Annotated in this window: 17 protein-coding genes; 3 read left to right on the forward strand and 14 right to left on the reverse strand. The window is 71.7% G+C overall.

The features are described 5' to 3' along the window. Window positions 1-91: 91 nt before the first annotated feature. Both AB0D44_RS05770 and AB0D44_RS05775 read right to left on the reverse strand, forming a co-directional pair. Window positions 92-877, reverse strand: a complete 786-nt coding sequence (locus tag AB0D44_RS05770; RefSeq protein ID WP_362584904.1) for a hypothetical protein — start codon at window positions 875-877, stop codon at window positions 92-94. A 62-nt stretch (window positions 878-939) separates the two neighbouring features. Then, window positions 940-1398 carry a type II 3-dehydroquinate dehydratase gene (locus AB0D44_RS05775; protein WP_362584907.1) on the reverse strand — a complete coding sequence of 153 codons (459 nt, stop codon included), beginning with the start codon at window positions 1396-1398 and terminating at the stop codon, window positions 940-942. 396 nt (window positions 1399-1794) lie between these two features. Between AB0D44_RS05775 and AB0D44_RS05780 the strand changes: the two genes are divergently transcribed. Further along, a complete protein-coding gene (locus AB0D44_RS05780) occupies window positions 1795-3111 on the forward strand; it encodes a LuxR C-terminal-related transcriptional regulator (RefSeq protein ID WP_362584910.1) in 1317 nt (438 codons plus the stop codon). A gap of 66 nt (window positions 3112-3177) precedes the next feature. Here the strand turns inward: AB0D44_RS05780 and AB0D44_RS05785 are convergent, their stop codons facing one another. Beyond that, a complete protein-coding gene (locus AB0D44_RS05785; protein WP_362584912.1) occupies window positions 3178-4032 on the reverse strand; it encodes a metallophosphoesterase in 855 nt (284 codons plus the stop codon). 163 nt (window positions 4033-4195) lie between these two features. Beyond that, entirely contained in the window at window positions 4196-4984 is a 789-nt protein-coding gene (locus tag AB0D44_RS05790) for an alpha/beta fold hydrolase (RefSeq protein WP_362584914.1), read from the reverse strand. A 203-nt stretch (window positions 4985-5187) separates the two neighbouring features. Between AB0D44_RS05790 and AB0D44_RS05795 the strand changes: the two genes are divergently transcribed. Then, entirely contained in the window at window positions 5188-5385 is a 198-nt protein-coding gene (locus AB0D44_RS05795) for a ferredoxin (protein ID WP_362584917.1), read from the forward strand. A gap of 7 nt (window positions 5386-5392) precedes the next feature. On the opposite strand, the gene AB0D44_RS05800 is transcribed toward AB0D44_RS05795, so the two are convergent. Continuing rightward, window positions 5393-6643 carry a cytochrome P450 gene (locus AB0D44_RS05800; protein ID WP_362584919.1) on the reverse strand — a complete coding sequence of 417 codons (1251 nt, stop codon included), beginning with the start codon at window positions 6641-6643 and terminating at the stop codon, window positions 5393-5395. A gap of 125 nt (window positions 6644-6768) precedes the next feature. Continuing rightward, entirely contained in the window at window positions 6769-7515 is a 747-nt protein-coding gene (locus AB0D44_RS05805; RefSeq protein ID WP_362584922.1) for a class I SAM-dependent methyltransferase, read from the reverse strand. A gap of 411 nt (window positions 7516-7926) precedes the next feature. Between AB0D44_RS05805 and AB0D44_RS05810 the strand changes: the two genes are divergently transcribed. Further along, complete coding sequence (locus tag AB0D44_RS05810; protein ID WP_362584925.1) at window positions 7927-9561, forward strand: bifunctional 3-(3-hydroxy-phenyl)propionate/3-hydroxycinnamic acid hydroxylase; 1635 nt, start codon at window positions 7927-7929, stop codon at window positions 9559-9561. Between the two features lie 4 nt (window positions 9562-9565). On the opposite strand, the gene AB0D44_RS05815 is transcribed toward AB0D44_RS05810, so the two are convergent. The 8 genes from AB0D44_RS05815 to AB0D44_RS05850 all read right to left on the reverse strand — a co-directional run bounded on the left by AB0D44_RS05815 (window position 9566) and on the right by AB0D44_RS05850 (window position 18205). After that, a complete protein-coding gene (locus tag AB0D44_RS05815) occupies window positions 9566-10465 on the reverse strand; it encodes an ROK family protein (protein WP_362584928.1) in 900 nt (299 codons plus the stop codon). A 14-nt stretch (window positions 10466-10479) separates the two neighbouring features. After that, entirely contained in the window at window positions 10480-11172 is a 693-nt protein-coding gene (locus AB0D44_RS05820; protein WP_362584930.1) for an HAD-IA family hydrolase, read from the reverse strand. 73 nt (window positions 11173-11245) lie between these two features. After that, window positions 11246-12322 (reverse strand): Gfo/Idh/MocA family oxidoreductase, encoded by a 1077-nt coding sequence (locus AB0D44_RS05825; protein ID WP_362584932.1) that lies wholly within the window; start codon window positions 12320-12322, stop codon window positions 11246-11248. After that, entirely contained in the window at window positions 12319-13479 is a 1161-nt protein-coding gene (locus tag AB0D44_RS05830; protein WP_362584934.1) for a DegT/DnrJ/EryC1/StrS family aminotransferase, read from the reverse strand. Before AB0D44_RS05830 ends, AB0D44_RS05825 begins: the two co-directional genes overlap by 4 nt. A 231-nt stretch (window positions 13480-13710) precedes the next feature. Then, window positions 13711-14523: a shikimate dehydrogenase gene (locus AB0D44_RS05835; RefSeq protein ID WP_362584937.1), complete on the reverse strand. Its 813-nt coding sequence runs from the start codon at window positions 14521-14523 to the stop codon at window positions 13711-13713. Continuing rightward, on the reverse strand, window positions 14520-15806 hold the full coding sequence (locus AB0D44_RS05840) for a 3-deoxy-7-phosphoheptulonate synthase class II (protein WP_362584940.1): 1287 nt from the start codon (window positions 15804-15806) through the stop codon (window positions 14520-14522). The genes AB0D44_RS05835 and AB0D44_RS05840 overlap by 4 nt, the downstream gene beginning before the upstream one ends. After that, a complete protein-coding gene (locus AB0D44_RS05845) occupies window positions 15803-16876 on the reverse strand; it encodes a 3-dehydroquinate synthase family protein (protein WP_362584943.1) in 1074 nt (357 codons plus the stop codon). Before AB0D44_RS05845 ends, AB0D44_RS05840 begins: the two co-directional genes overlap by 4 nt. A 6-nt stretch (window positions 16877-16882) precedes the next feature. After that, window positions 16883-18205 (reverse strand): NAD(P)/FAD-dependent oxidoreductase, encoded by a 1323-nt coding sequence (locus AB0D44_RS05850; RefSeq protein WP_362584946.1) that lies wholly within the window; start codon window positions 18203-18205, stop codon window positions 16883-16885. Window positions 18206-18294: the final 89 nt, after the last annotated feature.

Consider the following 18294-nt stretch of genomic DNA (forward strand, 5'->3'; position numbering starts at 1 on the left):
CAAGTACGTCCAGTACGGGGGCATCCGGCCGGCACGCCGAGAGCACGCACCGGACACCGCTCCTTCACCACGGACCTCCGTCAGACACCCCCTAGCGCCCGCGCTCACGGCCGAGGGCGAGCCGCAGCGTGATGCCGTGGCGCGCGCGCAGCCGGCGCAGCTCCCACAGGGAGAGCGCGGTCACCGAGACCGGCGGCGCCAGCAGGAACAGCACGCGCACGGCGAGCGGCGCGCTGACGGGCGCGTCGTCGAAGAGCTGCACGAAGAACAGCGACCAGACCAGCAGGGGCGAGAGCAGCGGCGGCAGCACCTCGTGGACGTCCGCGGTGCGGAAGGCGTGGTGGACGCAGAGCACGGCCGAGGCGAGCGCGAAGGGGATGAAGAAGAGTCCGGCGACCGCTCCCAGGCCGAACGCGAAGGTGCCCGCGTACGGCAGCCCGTAGGACATCACCAGGACGGTGGCGAGCAGCGCCCCGATGGCGGTGGCCGGTCCGCGCAGGCGGGCGCGGTAGAAGGAGGGGCCCGGCGGGCGCGCGGACAGTACGAAGGCGCCGAGCGCGAGCGGTCCGAGTACGAGCAACAGCCCGGCGCTGATGAGCACTTCGGCGAACTTGTCCTCGATGACCCCGCCCGCGCCCTCCCGCAGCGGGTAGGACAGCACCAGCCAGAAACCGGCCAGCAGGCCGATCGCGGTCCGGGCGATCTGCGCACGCCGGATGCCCTCGTCGACGATCCGGTCGGGGCGGCCGGGCCGGTGGATGCGGGCCGCGAGGTCGAAGGGCGCGCGGACCACCCGGACCCAGCCGGGTCTGCGGACCGGCGCCCGGCCGGGCGGGTGCGCGGGCCGGTATGCGGGCGCGGGTCGGTATGAACTCACGGCGTCGTCCCCCCCCATGGCGATGATGATCACCGCATCATAGGTCGGACCGAACTCGCCTTTCAGGCACGGGGGTTGCCGGGCCCCGTCTCCGCCAGGTGCATCAGCGCCCGGGCGGCCAGGCGGTAGCCGAAGGACCCGAGGCCGACCACCACGCCGCTGGCCAGCGGGGCGATCACCGACTCGTGCCGGAACTGTTCGCGGGCCCAGACGTTGCTGAGGTGCACCTCGACCCACGGCGGCGCATAGCTCGCCAGCGCGTCCCGCAGGCTCCATCCGGCGATCATCAGGGCGCCGGGGTTGACGATGGCGCCGACGGTGGTGTCGGTGTGCTCGTGGATCGCGCGGACGAGGTCTCCTTCCGAGTCGTGCTGCACGGAACGGACGTCCCACCCCTTGGCGCTCACCTCCTCGGCGACCGCCTTCTCGATGTCGGACAGCGTGTCGGTGCCGTAGATCTCCGGCTCGCGCCGCCCCAGGATTCCCAGATTGGGACCGTTCAAGAGAAGTACGACACTCAAGGGGACACCTCGCTCTTCACACCACCGCGAATTCCGAACCAGGTCCATGGTGTCGGCGGCGGCGGTGTTGCACCATCATCAGAACTGATAGTCCGGGGCGGCATTTTCGAGGAACTGCCCTCCTTCTGCTGGACACCGGCTCGCGCCGCGCTGGAGATCGCCTTGCGCGCGCCCGCCGCCCCTGTGCAGGGGATCCGGCGGACAGCCCGGTGCTCAGGGGTCCGCCGGTGCCGGCCCGCACCCCGCGAACAGCTGGAAACGGCAATTCGGCCAGCCGATCACGACCGCATCTCGAGGGGTTCCTGAGGACCCGCCACCTAGGCTCCCCCGAGAACTCTGCCGGTACCACCACAGGAACGACGCGGCGTGAATGATGATCCCCTGACAGGAGATGTGATGCTCGATTCGCTGTTCCGCATGGAGCTGCCGCTCGCCTTTTCCACCATGAGGGCCTGTGACACCACCTCTTGCGAGACTGCCAGACTCTGTGCGCTCTCCTCTTCTGCCTGGTCGCGCGGCGAACTCACGGAGGCGCTGCGCCTGGCGGACGAAGCCTGCCGGGGACATGCCGCATGCGGCGGCAGCTGCGCCGGGCCGGCCACGGTCTGGCACGCCGCGCTCCTGGTCAGAGTCCGCGAGTGCATATCCGGGGCACGCACGCTCGCCCGCATCGAGGAGCTGACGGTCGGAGCCGAGGACGCGCAGGGACTCGTGGCGGCTTCGCTGATCTGCGCGGGAGATCTCGCGTTGGCCCAGGGGGACGTCGGCGCGGCCGCCGATGCGGTGGGCCGGGGCATTCACCTGGCGCAACGGGCCGGCCTCCACTGCCTGCTTCCCGACGCGCACACGGTGATGGCGCTCAGCGCCCTCAGGCAGGGCAACATGAGCATGAGCCTGGAATTCGTGGACCAGCTGCGGGACGACGCCCTGCTCGGCCGGACGAGCGACAGACCCAGCCAGTACGCCTTGGCCGCGGCCCAGCTGCTGGAGGTGCAGGGCGGCGCGAAGAGCGCTGCGCATTTCATCGTCGGCATCATCACGGACGACCAGCTCATCCTGGAGCTCCTGGCCTCGCAGCCCGCCGCGGCCGCCTGGCTCGTGCGGGCCACGAGGGAGCTGGGCGATGCGTCGCTCGCCGCGCGGGTGGCCTCCGAGGCTTCCGGGCTCGCCGCGCGCAACCCCGGGCTCCGCTCGTTGGAAGCGGCGGCGGCGCACGCCGGCGGGCTGCTCGGGGACGATGCCGAACGGCTCGTCGCCGCCGGGGCCGCGCACGTGGACCCGTGGGCCGGCGCATCCGCCTACGAAGACGCCGGCAAGCTCCTCGCCGCCCCGGGCCGGGACCGCGATCGGGCGGTGGAGATCCTGGAACGGGCGGTGGACGGCTACACGAACGCCGGGGCCCCACGGGACGCCCGTCGGGTCGTCAGCAAGCTCCGCGCGCTCGGGGTGCGGCGCGGCCGCTATCCGCGCTACGCCGGCCAGGACGGTGCGAACACCGGCTCCCTCACCGAGACCGAGGCCGCCGTGGCCGAGTTGGTGAGCCACGGGTTCACCAACTCCCAGGTCGGCGAGCACCTGTTCATCTCCGGCCACACCGTGGCCTTCCACCTGAAGAAGATCTTCCGCAAGCTCAACGTGGCGTCTCGTGTCGAACTGACGCGCGCGTGGAGCCGTCTTTCCGATACGGCCGGCGAGCCCGCGTCCCTGGGGTAGCGGGTGGTGCTGCCGGCCGGTCCCCGCAGGGGGGCCGGCCGGCTCCGCCGTGGCGCGGGGCGCCGGTCACGAGGTCTCGAACGGCAGGATCCGGCGCAGCTTGCCCGGTGTTCCCGGGCGCTTGCGCCACTCCCGGGGGTATCCCACGGACACCTCTTCGAAGCGGACGCCCTCGTGGTAGGTGGTCCGCGGGATGTGGAGATGGCCGTAGACCATGGCGGCGACCCGGAACCGGCGGTGCCAGTCGGCGGTCAGCCGGGTCCCGCACCACATGGCGAACTCCGGGTACCACAGGACGTCCGTCGGGTGCCGGTCGAGCGGGTAGTGGTTGACGAGGACGGTGGGCAGGTCCTCGGGGAGTTCGGCGAGCCTGCGCTCGGTCTCGGCGACCCTGGCCCGGCACCAGGCCTCGCGGCTCGGATAGGGGTCGGGGTGCAGCACGTACTCGTCCTGGCAGACGACTCCGGTGCTGTGCGCGTAGGCCAGGCCCTGCTCCTTGGTGGTGCAGCCGTCCGGCAGGAAGGAGTAGTCGTACAGCAGGAACAGCGGGGCGACGGCCACCGGGCCGCCCGAACCCTCCCAGATGGGGTAGGGGTCCTCGGGCGTCGTGACGCCCAATTCGCGGCACAGCTCGACCAGGTGCTCGTAGCGTGCGACACCGCGCAGGGTGGTGGTGTCGCTGGGGTGGGTCCACAGTTCGTGGTTGCCGGGGACCCAGACGACCTTGCGGAAACGGCTCGCGAGGGTCTTCAGGCACCAGCGGATGTCGGCCACGGTCTCCGCCACGTCGCCGGCCACCAGCAGCCAGTCGTCGTCCGACTCGGGCGCCAGCCGCTCGACCAGGGCGCGGTTCTCGGCGTAGTTGAGGTGGAGGTCGCTGATGGCCAGCAACCGTCCGGCTCCGCCGGCGGTCCCGGTCATCGCCCGCTCCCTTCGGCGCCCGGGAGCCGCGGCGGACGGGACGCCGTGCCCGTCGCGTCCCGGCGCGTGCCCGTCCCGTCCTGGCGCGTGCCCGTCCCGTCCAGGCGCGTGCCCGCCGCGTCCTGGCGCGCCCCGGGTGCCGGGAGGCCCCTGCGCCCGGACGTCACCGCGGACCGCTTCCCGCGTGCGCGGCGGCGCCCTGCCGGTCCAGCCTCTGCGCCAGGATCTCGACCACGCGTGCGCTCTGGTCGACGAGGTAGAAGTGGCCCCCCGGCAGCACGTGCAGGTCCGTCGGTCCGGTGGTGTGGTCCTCCCAGGCCGCCGCCTCGTCGATGGAGACGCGGGGGTCGCTGTCTCCGGTGATCACCGTCAGCGGGCAGTCCAGCTTCCGGCCGGGCTCGTACCGGTACGTCTCGACCGCGCGGTAGTCGCTGCGGATCGCCGGCATGATCATTTCGAGCAGTTCCGGATCGGTCAGCATCGCCGAGTTGGTGCCGCTCAGCTTGCGGAGCTCGGCCACCATCTGGTCGTCCGACTCCATGTGGATCCGCTCTTCGCGCTCGCAGGAGGGAGCCCTGCGGCCGGAGGTGACGAGCCGTACGGGCGAGGGGAGGCCGGCGTCCTGCATGCGCAGCGCGACCTCGTAGGCGAGGACGGCTCCCATGCTGTGCCCGAACAGCGCCAGGGGCCGGTCGTCGAGCCGGCGCACGGCCTCGAAGATCTGGTCGGCCAGGTCGGGGAGGCTGGGGATGTTCGGCTCGTGGCGCCGGTCCTGCCGCCCGGGGTACTGGATCGCCAGCACCTCCACCGCGGGCGCGAGGGCCTTGGACATCGGGAAGTAGAAGCTCGCCGATCCGCCCGCGTGCGGCAGGCACACGAGGCGGACCTTGCTGTGGGGCGCCGGGTGGGATCGGCGCACCCACTTTTCGAATTGCTCCGCTGCTTGAGGCACGGCCAGAAATTCCTTTCGGGAATCGCCCTTGGCGCGCTACTGCTCCACCGCGGGTCGAGCAACAATCTATGACGGGATCCGCGCCGACCCCGATACTTGCACTGTCTTTTCAGGAGCGTAGGACAGGTGCGACCGGGCGGACATCCCCCGATCTGATAGGGCGCCCCGACCGCTCGGCGCATTTGCCGTAGGAGGCACACAGCATGAGGATCACCGCGGACACCGGGAAGTGCATCGGTGCGGGCCAGTGCCTGTTCACCGAGCCGGACCTGTTCGACCAGAACGAGACCGACGGCAGGGTCGTCGTACTGAATGCCGAGCCCGAGGGCGAAATCCTGGAGCAAAAGGCCCGCGAGGCCGTCTACCTCTGCCCGAGCCGCGCCCTGTCGCTGGCCGAATGAGCCGTGCTCAGCCGAGCCGCAGCGGAATGGCGGCGGCCGCGGTGAAACCGGTCCGCAACACCCACGGGACCTCCTCGCGCGCCACCGCGAGGGACAGGTCCGGGAAGCGGGTGAACAGCGCGTGCAGCGCCACCTCCGCCTCCTGGAGCGCCAGCGGGGCACCGAGGCAGTAGTGGGCCCCCTGCCCGAACCCGAGGTGGCCCGTCCCCATCTCGCGGCCCACGTCCAGCCGTTCGGGACAGCCGAACCTGCGCGGGTCGGTGTTCGCGGACAGGATCAGCGGCAGGACCGGAGCGCCGGCGGGGATCGCCACGCCGCCCAGCTCCACGTCCTCGGCCGGGTAGCGGGGGTTGCCGAACTGGGTGGGTCCCAGGCGCATGAGCTCCTGCACCGCGTGCGGCCACCGGGACGGGTCCTCGCGCAGCAGGGCGAGCTGCTCCGGGTGCTCGAGCAGGGCCAGCACCGAGTTGCCGATCAGGTGCATCGTCGTCTCGTGCCCGGCGAGCACCAGGGAGAAGACCAGCTTGACCATCTCCCGGTCGGTGAGGCGGTCGCCGTCCTCCTCCTGGACCTGGACGAGGGCGCTGATCAGGTCGTCGCGGGGCTCGGCGCGGCGGCTCGCGATCACGGCGAGCAGGTGGTCGGCGCACTCGCGGAAGACGGCCGGCAGTTGCTCGGCGTGCTCCGTGGGCACCATCAGCGCGCGGCCCCACCGGTACCAGTCCGCGCGGTCGGCCTCGTCGATGCCGACCAGCTCGCAGATCACGGTGGCCGGCAGCTCGAAGCAGAACGACTCCACGAGGTCCACGGGCGTGCCGTCGCGTCCCGCCTCGGCCATCCGGTCGAGCAGCGTCGCGGTGATCTCCTCGACGCGCGGGCGCAGCGCGGCGACCCGCCGCGCGGTGAACGCCCGGGAGACCAGCCGGCGCAGCCGGCGGTGGTCGTCGCCGTCGATTTCGATCAGCTTGCCGGCGAGGTAGTCCACCACGTCGGACGAAACGCCCTTCATGACCGTGAACCGGCTCCCCGCGCGGCCTGCGGGCACCGAGGCCGGGTTGTTGAGGAACAGCGGGTCGGTCAGGACCCGGCGCACGTCGTCGTAGCGGGTGACCAGCCACATCGGCGGCCCGCCCATCATCGAGCCGGTCAGGACCGGAGCCTGCTCGCGCATCCGCGCGTACGCGGCGAACGGATCGGCGATCAGGTCCGGCGCGAACAGGTCGACCGTGGTGGCCGGGTTCTCGGCGGTGGCGGTCATGGATCTACCCCTTCGTGTGAAAGACGGAGCTGCGCCAGGGACGGCCGCGCGGCCGGCTGCTGGAGGAGCAGCCGGCCGCGCGGAAGCCCGTGCCGGACGGACCGGTGGCCTGGCGGCGGCGCCTGCTAGCCGATGCGGACGGCCGTGAGCTGCCAGACGGGGGCCTTGATCTCGCCCTCCAGCTCCTCCTCCGGCCAGGAGAAGGCCGGGTCGAAGGCGACGGGGGCGTCGGGGGCACCCTCGGCCGGCTTCTCGCCCAGCATCTCCCGGATGCCCTCGTGGGTGAGGGTGGTGTCGTACTCGGCCAGCTCGAGAGAGGTGATCTCGAACTTCTCGCCGACCGTCTCGCGGAGGTTCTGCTCGGTGACCCGCTGCACGGTCGGGAACGGCGCGTGCGCCTCCGCGGCGAAGACCCACAGGTGCAGGCGGGCGCCGGGCTTGGTGGCACGGTGCAGGGCGGCGACGTAGGCGCGCTGGGCGTCCGCCGTCAGGCAGTGGTAGAGCGCGCTGTCGATGACCGTGTCGAAACGGCCCTCGAAGCCCTCCAGGCTGGTGGCGTCGGCGACGGTGAAGTCGACCTTGGCCCCCTCGGCCTCGGCCCGCCGCGTGGCCTCCTTAATGGCGGTCGGCGCCGCGTCGATGCCGGTGACCCGGTGGCCGCGGGAGGCGAGGAAGATGGAGTTGCCGCCGAGGCCGCAGCCGATGTCGAGGACGTCGCCGGTGATCTGGCCGGCGTCCTCGAGCGCGATCAGGAGCGGCTGCGGGCCGCCGATGTCCCACGGCGCCGGGGCGCCGACGCGGGTCTCGCCCTTGTAGTTCTGATAAAAGGCGTCATTGTCGAGGGTTTCCAGCGAAACTTGCTTTCCGGACACACGAGCCTCCAGCGAATTGTTCAACGAGATTGATGTTTTGGCATCCGACCGCGCTGACATACCGGTCAACCGCGGGAATGCCCAGAGCCCGGCAGCGGTGGCCCGCGCGCCTTGCATTGTCCTGCTCCACGCTAGGACAGGCACCACCGGCCGGACATCCCCCGATCTGATAGGCCGTACGCGAATCCAACGGACCCCTAGGGCATGACAGGCCGGCTGAACATCCCTCAACCTGGTAGTAATTCCCGTTCCTTGACACGCCCCGAACGCCCGAATACTATTCTGGCAATTTTCCAGCGTGGCGGAATTCAGCCTTCAGACAGCGCGGACCTGTGAAGTCCTCCCTGACGCCGTTTTTCGAAGTGCTCACTGATCTGCCCACGGCATGCGACGAGGGGCACGATGCCAACCATGCGAACGCACGACACGTACTCGAATCCGACGGACACGGACGTCGTCATCGTGGGCAACGGGCCGATCGGTGCCGCGCTCTCGGTGCTGCTCGCCCAGCAGGGCTGGCGGGTGACGGTACTCGAACGCCGTCCCCGGCCGTACAAGCTCCCCCGGGCGACCAGTTTCGACGGGGAGACCGCCCGGCTCCTGGCCGCCACCGGGATCGGCCCGCAGATCGACCGGGTCACCGAGCCGGCCAACGGCTACCAGTGGCAGACCGCGGCCGGTGCGGTGCTGCTGGACATCGAGTTCTCCACGGCCGGTCCGTACGGCTGGCCGGACGCCAACACCATGCACCAGCCGGCGCTGGAGGAACTGATCGCGGCCAGGGTCGAGGCGCTCGCGGGCATCAGCGTGCTGCGCGGCCACGAGGTCGTGGGGATCTCCGACGGCGGGGAACGGGTGGAGGTGACCGCGGCGACCGACGACGGGGCGACCCGCGTCCTGTCCGCGCGGTGGGTCGTGGGCTGCGACGGCGCCAACAGCTTCGTGCGCGACCACCTCGACGTCCCCGTCACCGACCTCGGCTTCTCCTACGAGTGGCTGCTCTGCGACGTCGAACTGCACCAGCCGCGTGAGTTCACCCCCAGCAACGTGCAGATCTGCGACCCGGCCCGGCCCACGACCGTGGTGGCCAGCGGACCGGGGCGCCGGCGCTGGGAGTTCATGCGCCTGCCGGGCGAGAGCACCGCCGAACTCAACCGGCCCGAGACGGCCTGGCGGCTGCTGGCGCCGTTCGGCGTCACCCCCGACACGGCGACGCTGCTGCGCAGCACCACGTACATATTCCAGGCCCGTTGGGCCGACCAGTGGCGCGTGGGCCGCGTCCTGCTGGCCGGTGACGCCGCCCACCTGATGCCGCCCTTCGCCGGTCAGGGCATGTGCTCCGGCATCCGCGACGTGGTCAACCTGGCGTGGAAGCTGGACCTGGCGCTGCGCGGTCTCGCGGACGAGTCCCTGCTGGACACCTACACGCAGGAGCGCCGCGCACAGGCCAAGGAGGCGATCTTGGCGTCGGTCCAGCTGGGCCGCGTGATCTGCGTGACGGACCCGGCGGCCGCAGCCGAGCGGGACGCCACGGTGCTCGCCAACCGGCGCGGCCGGCCGGCGGGGCGGCCGGAGCCGGCGAAGCCGCTCTCGGTCGGGCTGCTGCACCGGCCTTCGGGAGCCGAGGCGGCCGAGGCACCCGCGGGAGCCGTCGTACCGCAGGGGCGCGTGAGCGGGCAGGCCGGCAGCGGGCTGTTCGACGAGGTCGTCGGACGCGGCTTCGTCCTGCTGACCACCGAGGACCCGCACACCCTGCTCGACGAGGAGCGGCTGTCCTTCCTCGGGGAGCTGGGGGCCCGCGTGGTGCGGCTGCTGCCGCAGGGTCAGGCGCCGCACGACGCGGGCGGTGTCGTCGGGGTCGTGGACACGGACGAGGTCTACGGACCGTATCTGGCGCGGTACGGGGCGACCTCCCTGCTCGTCCGCCCGGACTACCACGTCTTCGGTGCCGCGAGCGGCCCGCACGGCACGGGAGCGCTGGTCGACGACCTGCGGGACCAGGTGCGTGCCGCGGCGGCGGCCGGTGCACCGCACCGGGCCGGCTGACGGGTCAGGACGCGACCAGCCGGGCGAGCGACACCGCCCCGCGCAGCGACGACAGGCCGCCCAGCGCTGCCGGTTCCACCGGCAGCGGGGGCTGGCCGGGGCGGGCCAGTTCGGCGAGGCGCTCGGACACCATGGGGACGAGCCCGGGGATACCGGCCGCGAAGCCGCCGCCGATCAGGACGAGCCGCGGATGGACCAGTTCCTGGACGCCGGAGACCGCGGCGGCCAGGGCCCGGCAGGTCCGGTCGACCGCGGTGACGGCCCACGGCTCCCCCTCGCGCAGCGCCCGCCGCAGTTCTTCGAACGTGGCGGGCGCCGTGCGCAGCCGGGCCGCGCGGCTCAGGGTGGCCGGTCCAGAGGCGATCGCCTGGAGGCATCCGCGGCGTCCGCAGACGCACGGCGCACCGTCCAGGTCGACGATCAGGTGGCCGATCTCGAACGAGCCGCGGCCGAGCCCGGGGCAGAGCGCGCCCCGCAGGACGAGGCCGCCGCCTATGCCGGTGCCCACCCCGAGGTAGAGCAGGTCCTCGCAGCCCGCTGCCTCGGCCTCCGCGAGGGCGCCGAGGTCACCGTCGTCGGCCCAGGCCACGGCCGCCTCGGGGAACAGCGCGCGGAGCGATTCGTCCAGGTCGAGCCCGTTCCACTCCGGGCGGCTGGGCCAGGCGGTGACCCGGCCGTCCGGTCCGACCGTGCCGGGCATCGCGACGCCCACCGAACGCAGGGGCGCCGCGATCCTCCTGCGCAACCCGGCGACGTGGTCGGCGACTTGCGCGAGGTCGCGGTCGACGCTGTGCCGCGGGTCCCATCGGAACGAGGACTCGTCGACACAGTCCGCGCCGGCCTCCACCCGGAAGGCGACCTTGGTGCCCCCGATGTCGACACCGAGGTGGTGTGGCTTCTCCATGCCCGTGGACGGCCTCAGCCGCGGGGCACGGACGGGCACAGCGCCAGCAGGTCGGCCGGACGGTGCAGGACGGCGCCCGGCCCTGCGGCCAGGAGCTCCTCCTCGTCGTCCACCTCGGCCCACAGCGCGGCGGCCGAGGCCACGCCGGCGCCCTTCGCGCTGGCCAGGTCGGTCGGGGCGTCGCCGACCATGACGGCCGCCTCGGCCGGCAGCCCCAGCAGGTGCAGGGCGTGCTCCACGATGTCGGGGGCGGGCTTCGGGTGGGCGACCTCGTCCGAGCCGATCACGTGGTCGAAGAAGGGCAGCAGGCCCAGCTGTTCGAGCAGGGAGCGGGCGCGCGGCCCGCTCTTGCCGGTGGCCACGGCGAGCTTGTACCCGCGCACGCGCAGGGTCAGGAGCAGCTCGACGATGCCCTCGAAGACCGGCACCTGGGGTGCGAGCCGGTAGCTCTCGCGGACGAAGGGCTCCTCCATCTCCAGCGGGAGGCCCATGATCCGCATGATGTCCGGGAAGTAGCGCCCCTGGTGGCGGCGGTACTCCTCGAACGGCGCCGGGCCGTCGCCGACGGCTTCCTTGTAGGCGATGGCGAAGGCTTCCTCCATCACCGCGAAGCTGTCGACGATGACCCCGTCCAGGTCGAAGATCACGGCGCGCCTGACCGACGGCAGGGTCTGCGCCGGCGGCTGCCTTAGCGTGGTGACTGTCATGTGATGCCCATTCCGTACGTCTGGTCGTTCTCTTGGAACCGGTGGCTCCACCGGCTTTCTCCCGCGTTCGTGCTCAAGCGGGCACCACACTGCGGGCGCGCACGGAGCGGGCCGACGCGTAGAAGTCCTCGATGACGCGGACCGTCGTACGGGCCTCGGCGATGGACCTGCCGCGGCTGGCGGGGTCCCGCAGGATCCCGGCGAGGCCGTCCAGCTGGCGCCGGTACTCGTTGCCGATCGGCTCGTCGGGCACCGGGAGGGTCGTGGTGGTGCCTTCCCGGGTCAGCGTCAGCACGGACTGGGGCTGGCGGTTGGGGCTGAAGCCGAAGGTGCACCGCAGCTCGGCGGTACCGGCGCTGCCGACCACCTGGATCGTGGACACGTCCCGCGCCTCGTGCGACGCCCAGCTGGCGTGCAGGGCGACGGAGACGCCGTCCTCGCGGACGAAGAAGCCGCGCGCGGTGTCCTCGACGTCGCCGCCGGCGTCGGCCGCGGGCTGGTCCTGCCGCCATGCCGCGCTCCAGGAACCCATGTTCACGAAGTCGTTCGCCGTGACACCGACGACCTGGGTGAAGCGGGAGGGACCGAGCAGGGAGGCGAGGGTGTCGAGCAGGTGCCATCCGAGGTCGAACAGCACACCGCCGCCGGCCTTGCTGCGCTGGGTGAACCAGCCGCCGGCCTTCGGGATGCCGCGCGCCCGGACCCAGGACAGGTCGATGTGCCGGATGTGGCCGAGGTCCGGCACCAGCTGTGCCAGGGCGCCCACATCGCTGCGGTAGGGGGCGGCGCTGCCGGCCAGCAGCGTGGCCCCGCCGGCGCGTTCGGCCGCTGCCAGCGTGTCGGCCTCGTCGGAGGTCAGGCACACCGGCTTCTCCAGGAAGACGGAGATGCCCCTGGCGAGCAGGTTCGCGGCCACTTCGGCGTGCAGGAAGTTGGGGACGGCGACGACGGCGAGGTCGACCGTCCGGGGCGTGAGGGCGTCCACCGTCGCGTGGACGGGAATGCCCAGCGCCCGGTCGAAGGCCGCGCGTGCGGCCGGTTCGGTGTCGGTGACGGCCACCACGTCGAAGTCGGCGTGCTCGCGCAGCAGGGGGAGCCACAGTTCCCGTCCCGCCCAGCCGAGTCCGACGATGGCCACCCGGACGCTCATGCGGTGCTCACCGCGTCGGCGATGATCTCGGCCGTCCGGTGCATGTCTTCCTCGCTCGCGAGCAGCGTGCGGTGGTGCAGCCAGATGCAGTCCTGGCTGATGGCCTCCGAGTGGGGGCAGCGCTCCGCGAGCTCGTCCGGGGTCGTGTCGGGCGCACCGATCTCCCAGAAGGCGTCGGTGCGGTAGATCGCGCGGAACCCGGCGAACGCCGGCAGGCCGGCCTCCACGAGGCGGTCCACCAGGGCGTTGCGGTCGTCCTCGCGCAGGCCCGGCACCCGGAACATCGCCATGTAGTGCGACGGCACGTCGGTGCGCTCGTCACCGCGCTGCGGGACCACTCCGTCGATCGACTCGAGCAGCTTGGACAGCAGGGCCCAGCGCTCGTGCCGGACCGCGATCTGGTCGTCCAGGCGGCGCAGCTGCGCCCGCAGCACCGCGGCCGAGAACTCGTTGAGCCGCAGGTTGGAGCCGGCGATCGCGTGACGGTAGCGGCGGTCGGTGCGGGGCCGGCCGCAGCTGTGCCGCAGGAAGGCGTTCTCGTACATCTCCGAGTCCGGGAACAGCACGGCGCCGCCCTCGCCCGCGGTCATCAGCTTGCCGTTCTGGAAGCTGAACGCGGCGACCGAACCGAGCTCGCCGACGCGCTTGCCCTTCCAGCGGGCGCCGTGGGCGTGCGCGGCGTCCTGGAGCAGCGGGACGCCCGTGTCGGCGGAGAGCTGGGCCAGTGCGTCCATGTCCGCCAGGAAGCCGGCCATGTGCACCGGCATGATCGCCCGGGTGCGCGGGGTCACGGCGGCGGCGGCCGCCGCCGCGTCGATGGAGTAGGTCTGCGGGTCGACGTCCACGGGGACCGCGACCGCGCCGAGCCGCTGCGCCGCCTGGGAGGACGAGATGAAGGTGAAGGCCGGGACGATGACTTCGGAACCCGGACCGACGCCCATGACCTGGAGGGCGAGTTCCAGTGCGTGGGTTCCGTTGGTGACCGCGAGGGCGTGGGCCGCACCGTGGTGCTCGGCGAACTCCTGCTCGAAGTGGTCGACTTCGTTTCCGCCCATCCGCCACCACTGGCCCTGCTCGAGGGCACGGATGAGCCCTTCCCGCTCCCCCTCGTCATACTGGGGCCACTGGGGGAATTCCGGCGCCTGTCGCACGTTCATGTTTCTCCAAGGAATGGATCTGACTCGACGCGAGGTGCGAAGCGGGCGGGGCAGCAGCGTGCCGCAGAGAAAGACGCGCGCGCACGAGCACGTTCCGTCGAGTTCGCGGAAGAGGCGCACACTCCGCCCCGTGCAGCGTCATGTGCAGTCAGAAAGAGCTGAATTACCGGTCCAATGTAGGGCTTCTATTCGCGAGCCCGCATCCCCAGATTCGGTAGTTTCGCCGGTAATTCAGTGGAGATCGAAGAAGACTCGATAGGAATTCAGCTGCCCCTCGAGCATGTGAATGCCGTGGTGCACCGGGTGTCCGAGTGCGGCTGCCTGCCGCAGGAGCCGCGTCTCACGGGGTTTCATGACGATGTCCGCCACCACACAGCGCTTCGGCAACGAGTCCAGGGGGAACGGGAAGGGATCTCCCGCGTGCATTCCGAGCGGGGTGGCGTTCACGGCGAGGTCGACGTCGCGCAGGCGCGGTTCGTCCAGGGCGGACACCCGGCCCGGCCAGCGGGCCTCGAGGCGGGCGACCAGGGCCCGGAGCTTTCCGGTGTCCCAGTCGTACACCTCCAACCGGTCGACGCCGGCCGCCAGGAGCGCCGCGGCGATCGCGCTGCCCGCACCTCCCCCGCCGACGAGCGCGGCCCGTCTGCCGCGGGGATCGTGCCCGGCGCCGACGAGGCCGGCCACGAACCCCGACCCGTCGAAGTTCTCGGCGAGCCAGCTGCCGTCGGCCTCGCGGCGCATCACGTTCGCACTTCCGACGATGTCCACGGTGGGGCCGCAGCGGTCGGCCAGCCGGCGGACGGCGACCTTGTGCGGCACGGTGATGAACATGCCGTCGAGGTTCTCCACCCGCTGCAGCCCGCGCACGACGTGCTCGAGGTTCTCCGGCCGGGCGTGCACCGGTACGACCACCGCGTCGATCCCCAGGCTCGCGAAGATCGGGTGCATGAGCGTGGGTGCCTGGACCTGGGCGATGGGGTCGCCCAGCACGGCGTACAGACGGGTGGTGCCGGTGATGGGGATGCCGGGGGGCCGTGCGGTCATCGCAGCGCTGCCTTGGCGCCCGCCGTGACGTCCCGCTCGGTGCCGGGGACGCCGGGCGCCGCCGTCCCGGCGACGCGGAAGGCGAGTTCCAGCGACTGCTCCGCGTTGAGGCGGGGGTCGCAGGCCGTGTGGTAGCGGACCGGCAGATCGGCTTCGCCCACTCCCGCCCCGACGCATTCCGTGACGTCATCGCCCGTCACCTCGACGTGGATCCCGCCGGGGTGGGTGCCCAGCCGGCGGTGGACTTCGAAGAATCCGGCGATCTCGTCGGCTATGTGGCGCACGTCGCGCGTCTTGTACCCGTTCGCCGAGGTGTGGGTGTTGCCGTGCATCGGATCGCACTGCCAGATCACCTGGTGGCCGGTCGCGGTGACCTTCTCCACGATCGCCGGCAGGACGTCACGGACCTGGGTGTGGCCCATGCGGCTGACCAAGGTCAGCCGGCCGGGTTCACGGTGCGGGTCGAGCCGGCGCACGTAGGCGGCGGCCGTCTCCGGGCTGGTACCGGGGCCGATCTTGAGGCCGATCGGGTTGGAGAGCAGTTCCGCGAACGCGATGTGCGCGCCGTCGAGCTGACGGGTGCGCTCGCCGATCCACAGGAAGTGCCCCAGCCCGCTGGACAGCCGGCGTCCGGGTCCGCCGGTGTCGACCCGCAGCAGGGACTTCTCGTAGTCGAGCAGGAGCGCCTCGTGGCTGACGTAGACCTCGTCGCCGAGCGAGCGCACGAGCTCCATCGCCCGCGCGGCGTCGGCGTGGGCCCGCAGCATCCGGTAGGGGTCGGGCGTCCGGGCCGCGAGGGTGGGCTCGACGGAATTGACCATGTCGCCGCGGTAGACCGGCAGGCCCTGTGCGTCGACGGACTGGGAGCGGGGCTTGGCGTACTGGCCGGCCATCCGGGCGATCTTGACGACGGGCAGGCCGGTGCCGTGGGCGAGCACCGCGGCCATGTCCGCGAGCGTGCGCAGATTGGCCCGCAGGTGCGCTTCGGTGTTCCCGGCGAAGGTCTCGGCGCAGTCGCCTCCCTGGAGCAGGAAGGCCTCGCCGCGCGCGACGGCGGCGAGCCGGCGGCTGAGCCGTGCGGTCTCCGCCGGCGCCACGATCGGCTCGGCGCGGCTCAGGGACTCCACCGCGTCCCTGGCCCGTTGCGGGTCCGGCCAGGCCGGTTGCTGCGCGGCCGGCCGGGCCAGCGCCTCCTCCAGCCTGCCGAACAGCAGGCGGTCCGCCGGCAGGGCGGCGCCGGCCGATACGTCGAGATCGGCCGGCCACTGCGTTACACGCGTCATTTCTGAACCACATCGATCGTGGAGGCTCCGAGCTCGGCGTCGCCGACGAGATCGGCCGTCCGTGCTCGGGGCATCCGGTCAAGGACCCGCGCGACCACCTCGGGGGGCACGTCGGCCACCAGTTCCGCGCCCTTCGGGCCGTCCAGGACGAACCCGAGTCCGGTCATCGCCTTCTTGTCGTGCCGCATCAGCTCGATGAGGGCCGCGGGCTCGGCCTCGGCGGGCAGGGCGGTGGGCAGGCCGTAGTGCCGGACGACGTCCCGGTGCTCGTCCACCCGCGCCTGGTCGATACGGCCCAGGGCGCCGGCGAGCCGGCCCGCGAAGACCGTCCCGATGGCCACCGCCTCGCCGTGGCGCAGCGCGAAGTCGGTGGCCTTCTCCAGCGCATGGCCCAGCGTGTGGCCGTAGTTGAGCAGGTGACGCAGTCCGGTGTCCCGCTCGTCCCTCTCCACGATGCCGGCCTTGAGGGTCACGCTGGCGGTGATCTGTTCCTGCAGCGTGAGTCCGCGCAGGTCCGCTGCGCCGATGAAGTGGCAGCGGGCGATCTCACCGAGCCCGTTCAGCATCTCCCGGCGCGGCAGGGTCGACAGGTAGTCGGTGTCGCACAGCACCGCGCTGGGCTGCCAGTACGTGCCGACCAGGTTCTTGCCGGCCGGCAGGTTCACTGCCGTCTTCCCGCCGACGCTGGCGTCCACCTGGGCCAGTAGCGTCGTGGGCAGGTGGACCACGGGGACGCCCCGGTGGTAGAGCGCTGCCGCCAGCCCGACCACATCGGTGGTCGTGCCGCCCCCGCAGGAGACGACGACATCGGACCGGGTGAGCCCGAACCGCACGAACTCACCGCACAGCGCCTCCACCGTGGCGAGGGTCTTGTCCTGCTCGCCGTCCCGGGCCGGCAGCAGCAGGGTCTCGACACCGGTTGGCGGCACCCATTCCTCCGGGCGGGCCGACACGACGACGGCCCGCCTCGCGCCCAGCCGTCGGATGACCGCGGCGAGCGACGTACGCACCCCCGGGCCGATGAGCACGTCGTACGAATGGTCTCCGAGGCGCAGAGGAATGGAAGCCATCACGTTCTACCGACCCGCCGTCGCCCTGAACACGCGCGCCGCGGCCCGCTCCTTACGGTCGAATTCGTCCAGCTGGGGATAGGCCGGGCAGCCGTACACCCGCTTGAACGGGGCGAAGGTGTCCCACTCGGTCCGCCGCCGCATCTCTTGTGCCATGGGGTTGTGCTCACTCCAGAAGTCGCCGCCGATGAGGCGGATCACGTACTTCTCCAGGGCCTCCCGCGCCGTGGAGCGGGCGGCGTCGGCTGCCACCGACACCAGCTCGCCCTCGTAGTAGGCGTGGATGAGCCGGATGTACGTGTCGTAGCCGGTCTTGAAGTAGTTGGAATAGTTTTCGAACAGGCGGCCCTCTGCGGCCGGGTCGGCCAGCGCCGCCCCGATCGTCTCGGCCGCACGGACGCCGGTGGCCGTCGCCACCAGCACGCCGCCGGAGAACATCGGGTCGCCGAAACAGCCGGCGTCGCCGACCATGGCCCAGCCGGGCCCGGTGACCGTGTCCGAGTGGTAGCAGTAGTCCGTCTCGACCTTGAGGTCCGTGGTGGGGCGGGTTCCGGTCAGGCGCGCGGTGATCCGCGGGATCCTGGCCACGTGCTCCTCGAACGCCTTCTCGGTCGTCGTGCCGCGCAGCACGTCGCGCGGCATGACCGTGCCGACGCTGATGGCGTCCTTGGACAGCGGGATCGCCCAGACCCAGCCGTCGTCGTGGGCGCCGACCTGGATGTCGCCCTCGACGCCGAGGTTGTGGCGCTCGTCGAGTCCTTCGTAGTGCCGGAAGACCGCCACCATACGGAGCTTCTCGAGCGTCTTGCGCAGCCCGAAGCGGTTGGCGATCCGGCCCGCCCGGCCGCTCGCGTCGACCACGTAGGCCGAGCGCACCTCGTGGCCCCCGCCCTCGCGCTCGTAGCGGACGCCGACCATCCGGTCGCCGTCCATGAGCAGCTCGGTCACGTTCGCCCCGAAGAGCACCGTGGCCCCGGCTGCCGCGGCCTGATCGGTGAGCATCTTGTCGAACTTGGCGCGCTCGACCTGGAAGGCGCTCTGGTGCCGTCCCTCGCCCTGCTTCGTGAAGTCCGCGCGGAAGACGCCCTCGAAGAACTTCGTCTCCGTCGGGTCGATGAACTCGCCGCCGAACTTGGGGACGTAGCCCTGGGCCTCCACTGCCTCGCGCAGTCCGATCTGGTCGAACAGGCCCATCATGTAGGGCAGCAGGGACTCGCCTATGTGGAAGCGGGGGAACTCGTCCTTCTCCAGCAGGACCACGGAGTGGCCCTGCCGGGCGAGGACCAGGGCGCTGACGGCGCCGGCCGGTCCTCCACCGATCACAACCACGTCAGCCGTTGCTCTTTCCATTGTTCTCCCTTTCGTGTTCCAGCTCGTTCGAATGGCATTCGCAATGAGTGGTGCTACGTGTGGGGGGT

The organism is Streptomyces sp. NPDC048349, assembly GCF_040651925.1.
Classification (GTDB): domain Bacteria; phylum Actinomycetota; class Actinomycetes; order Streptomycetales; family Streptomycetaceae; genus Streptomyces.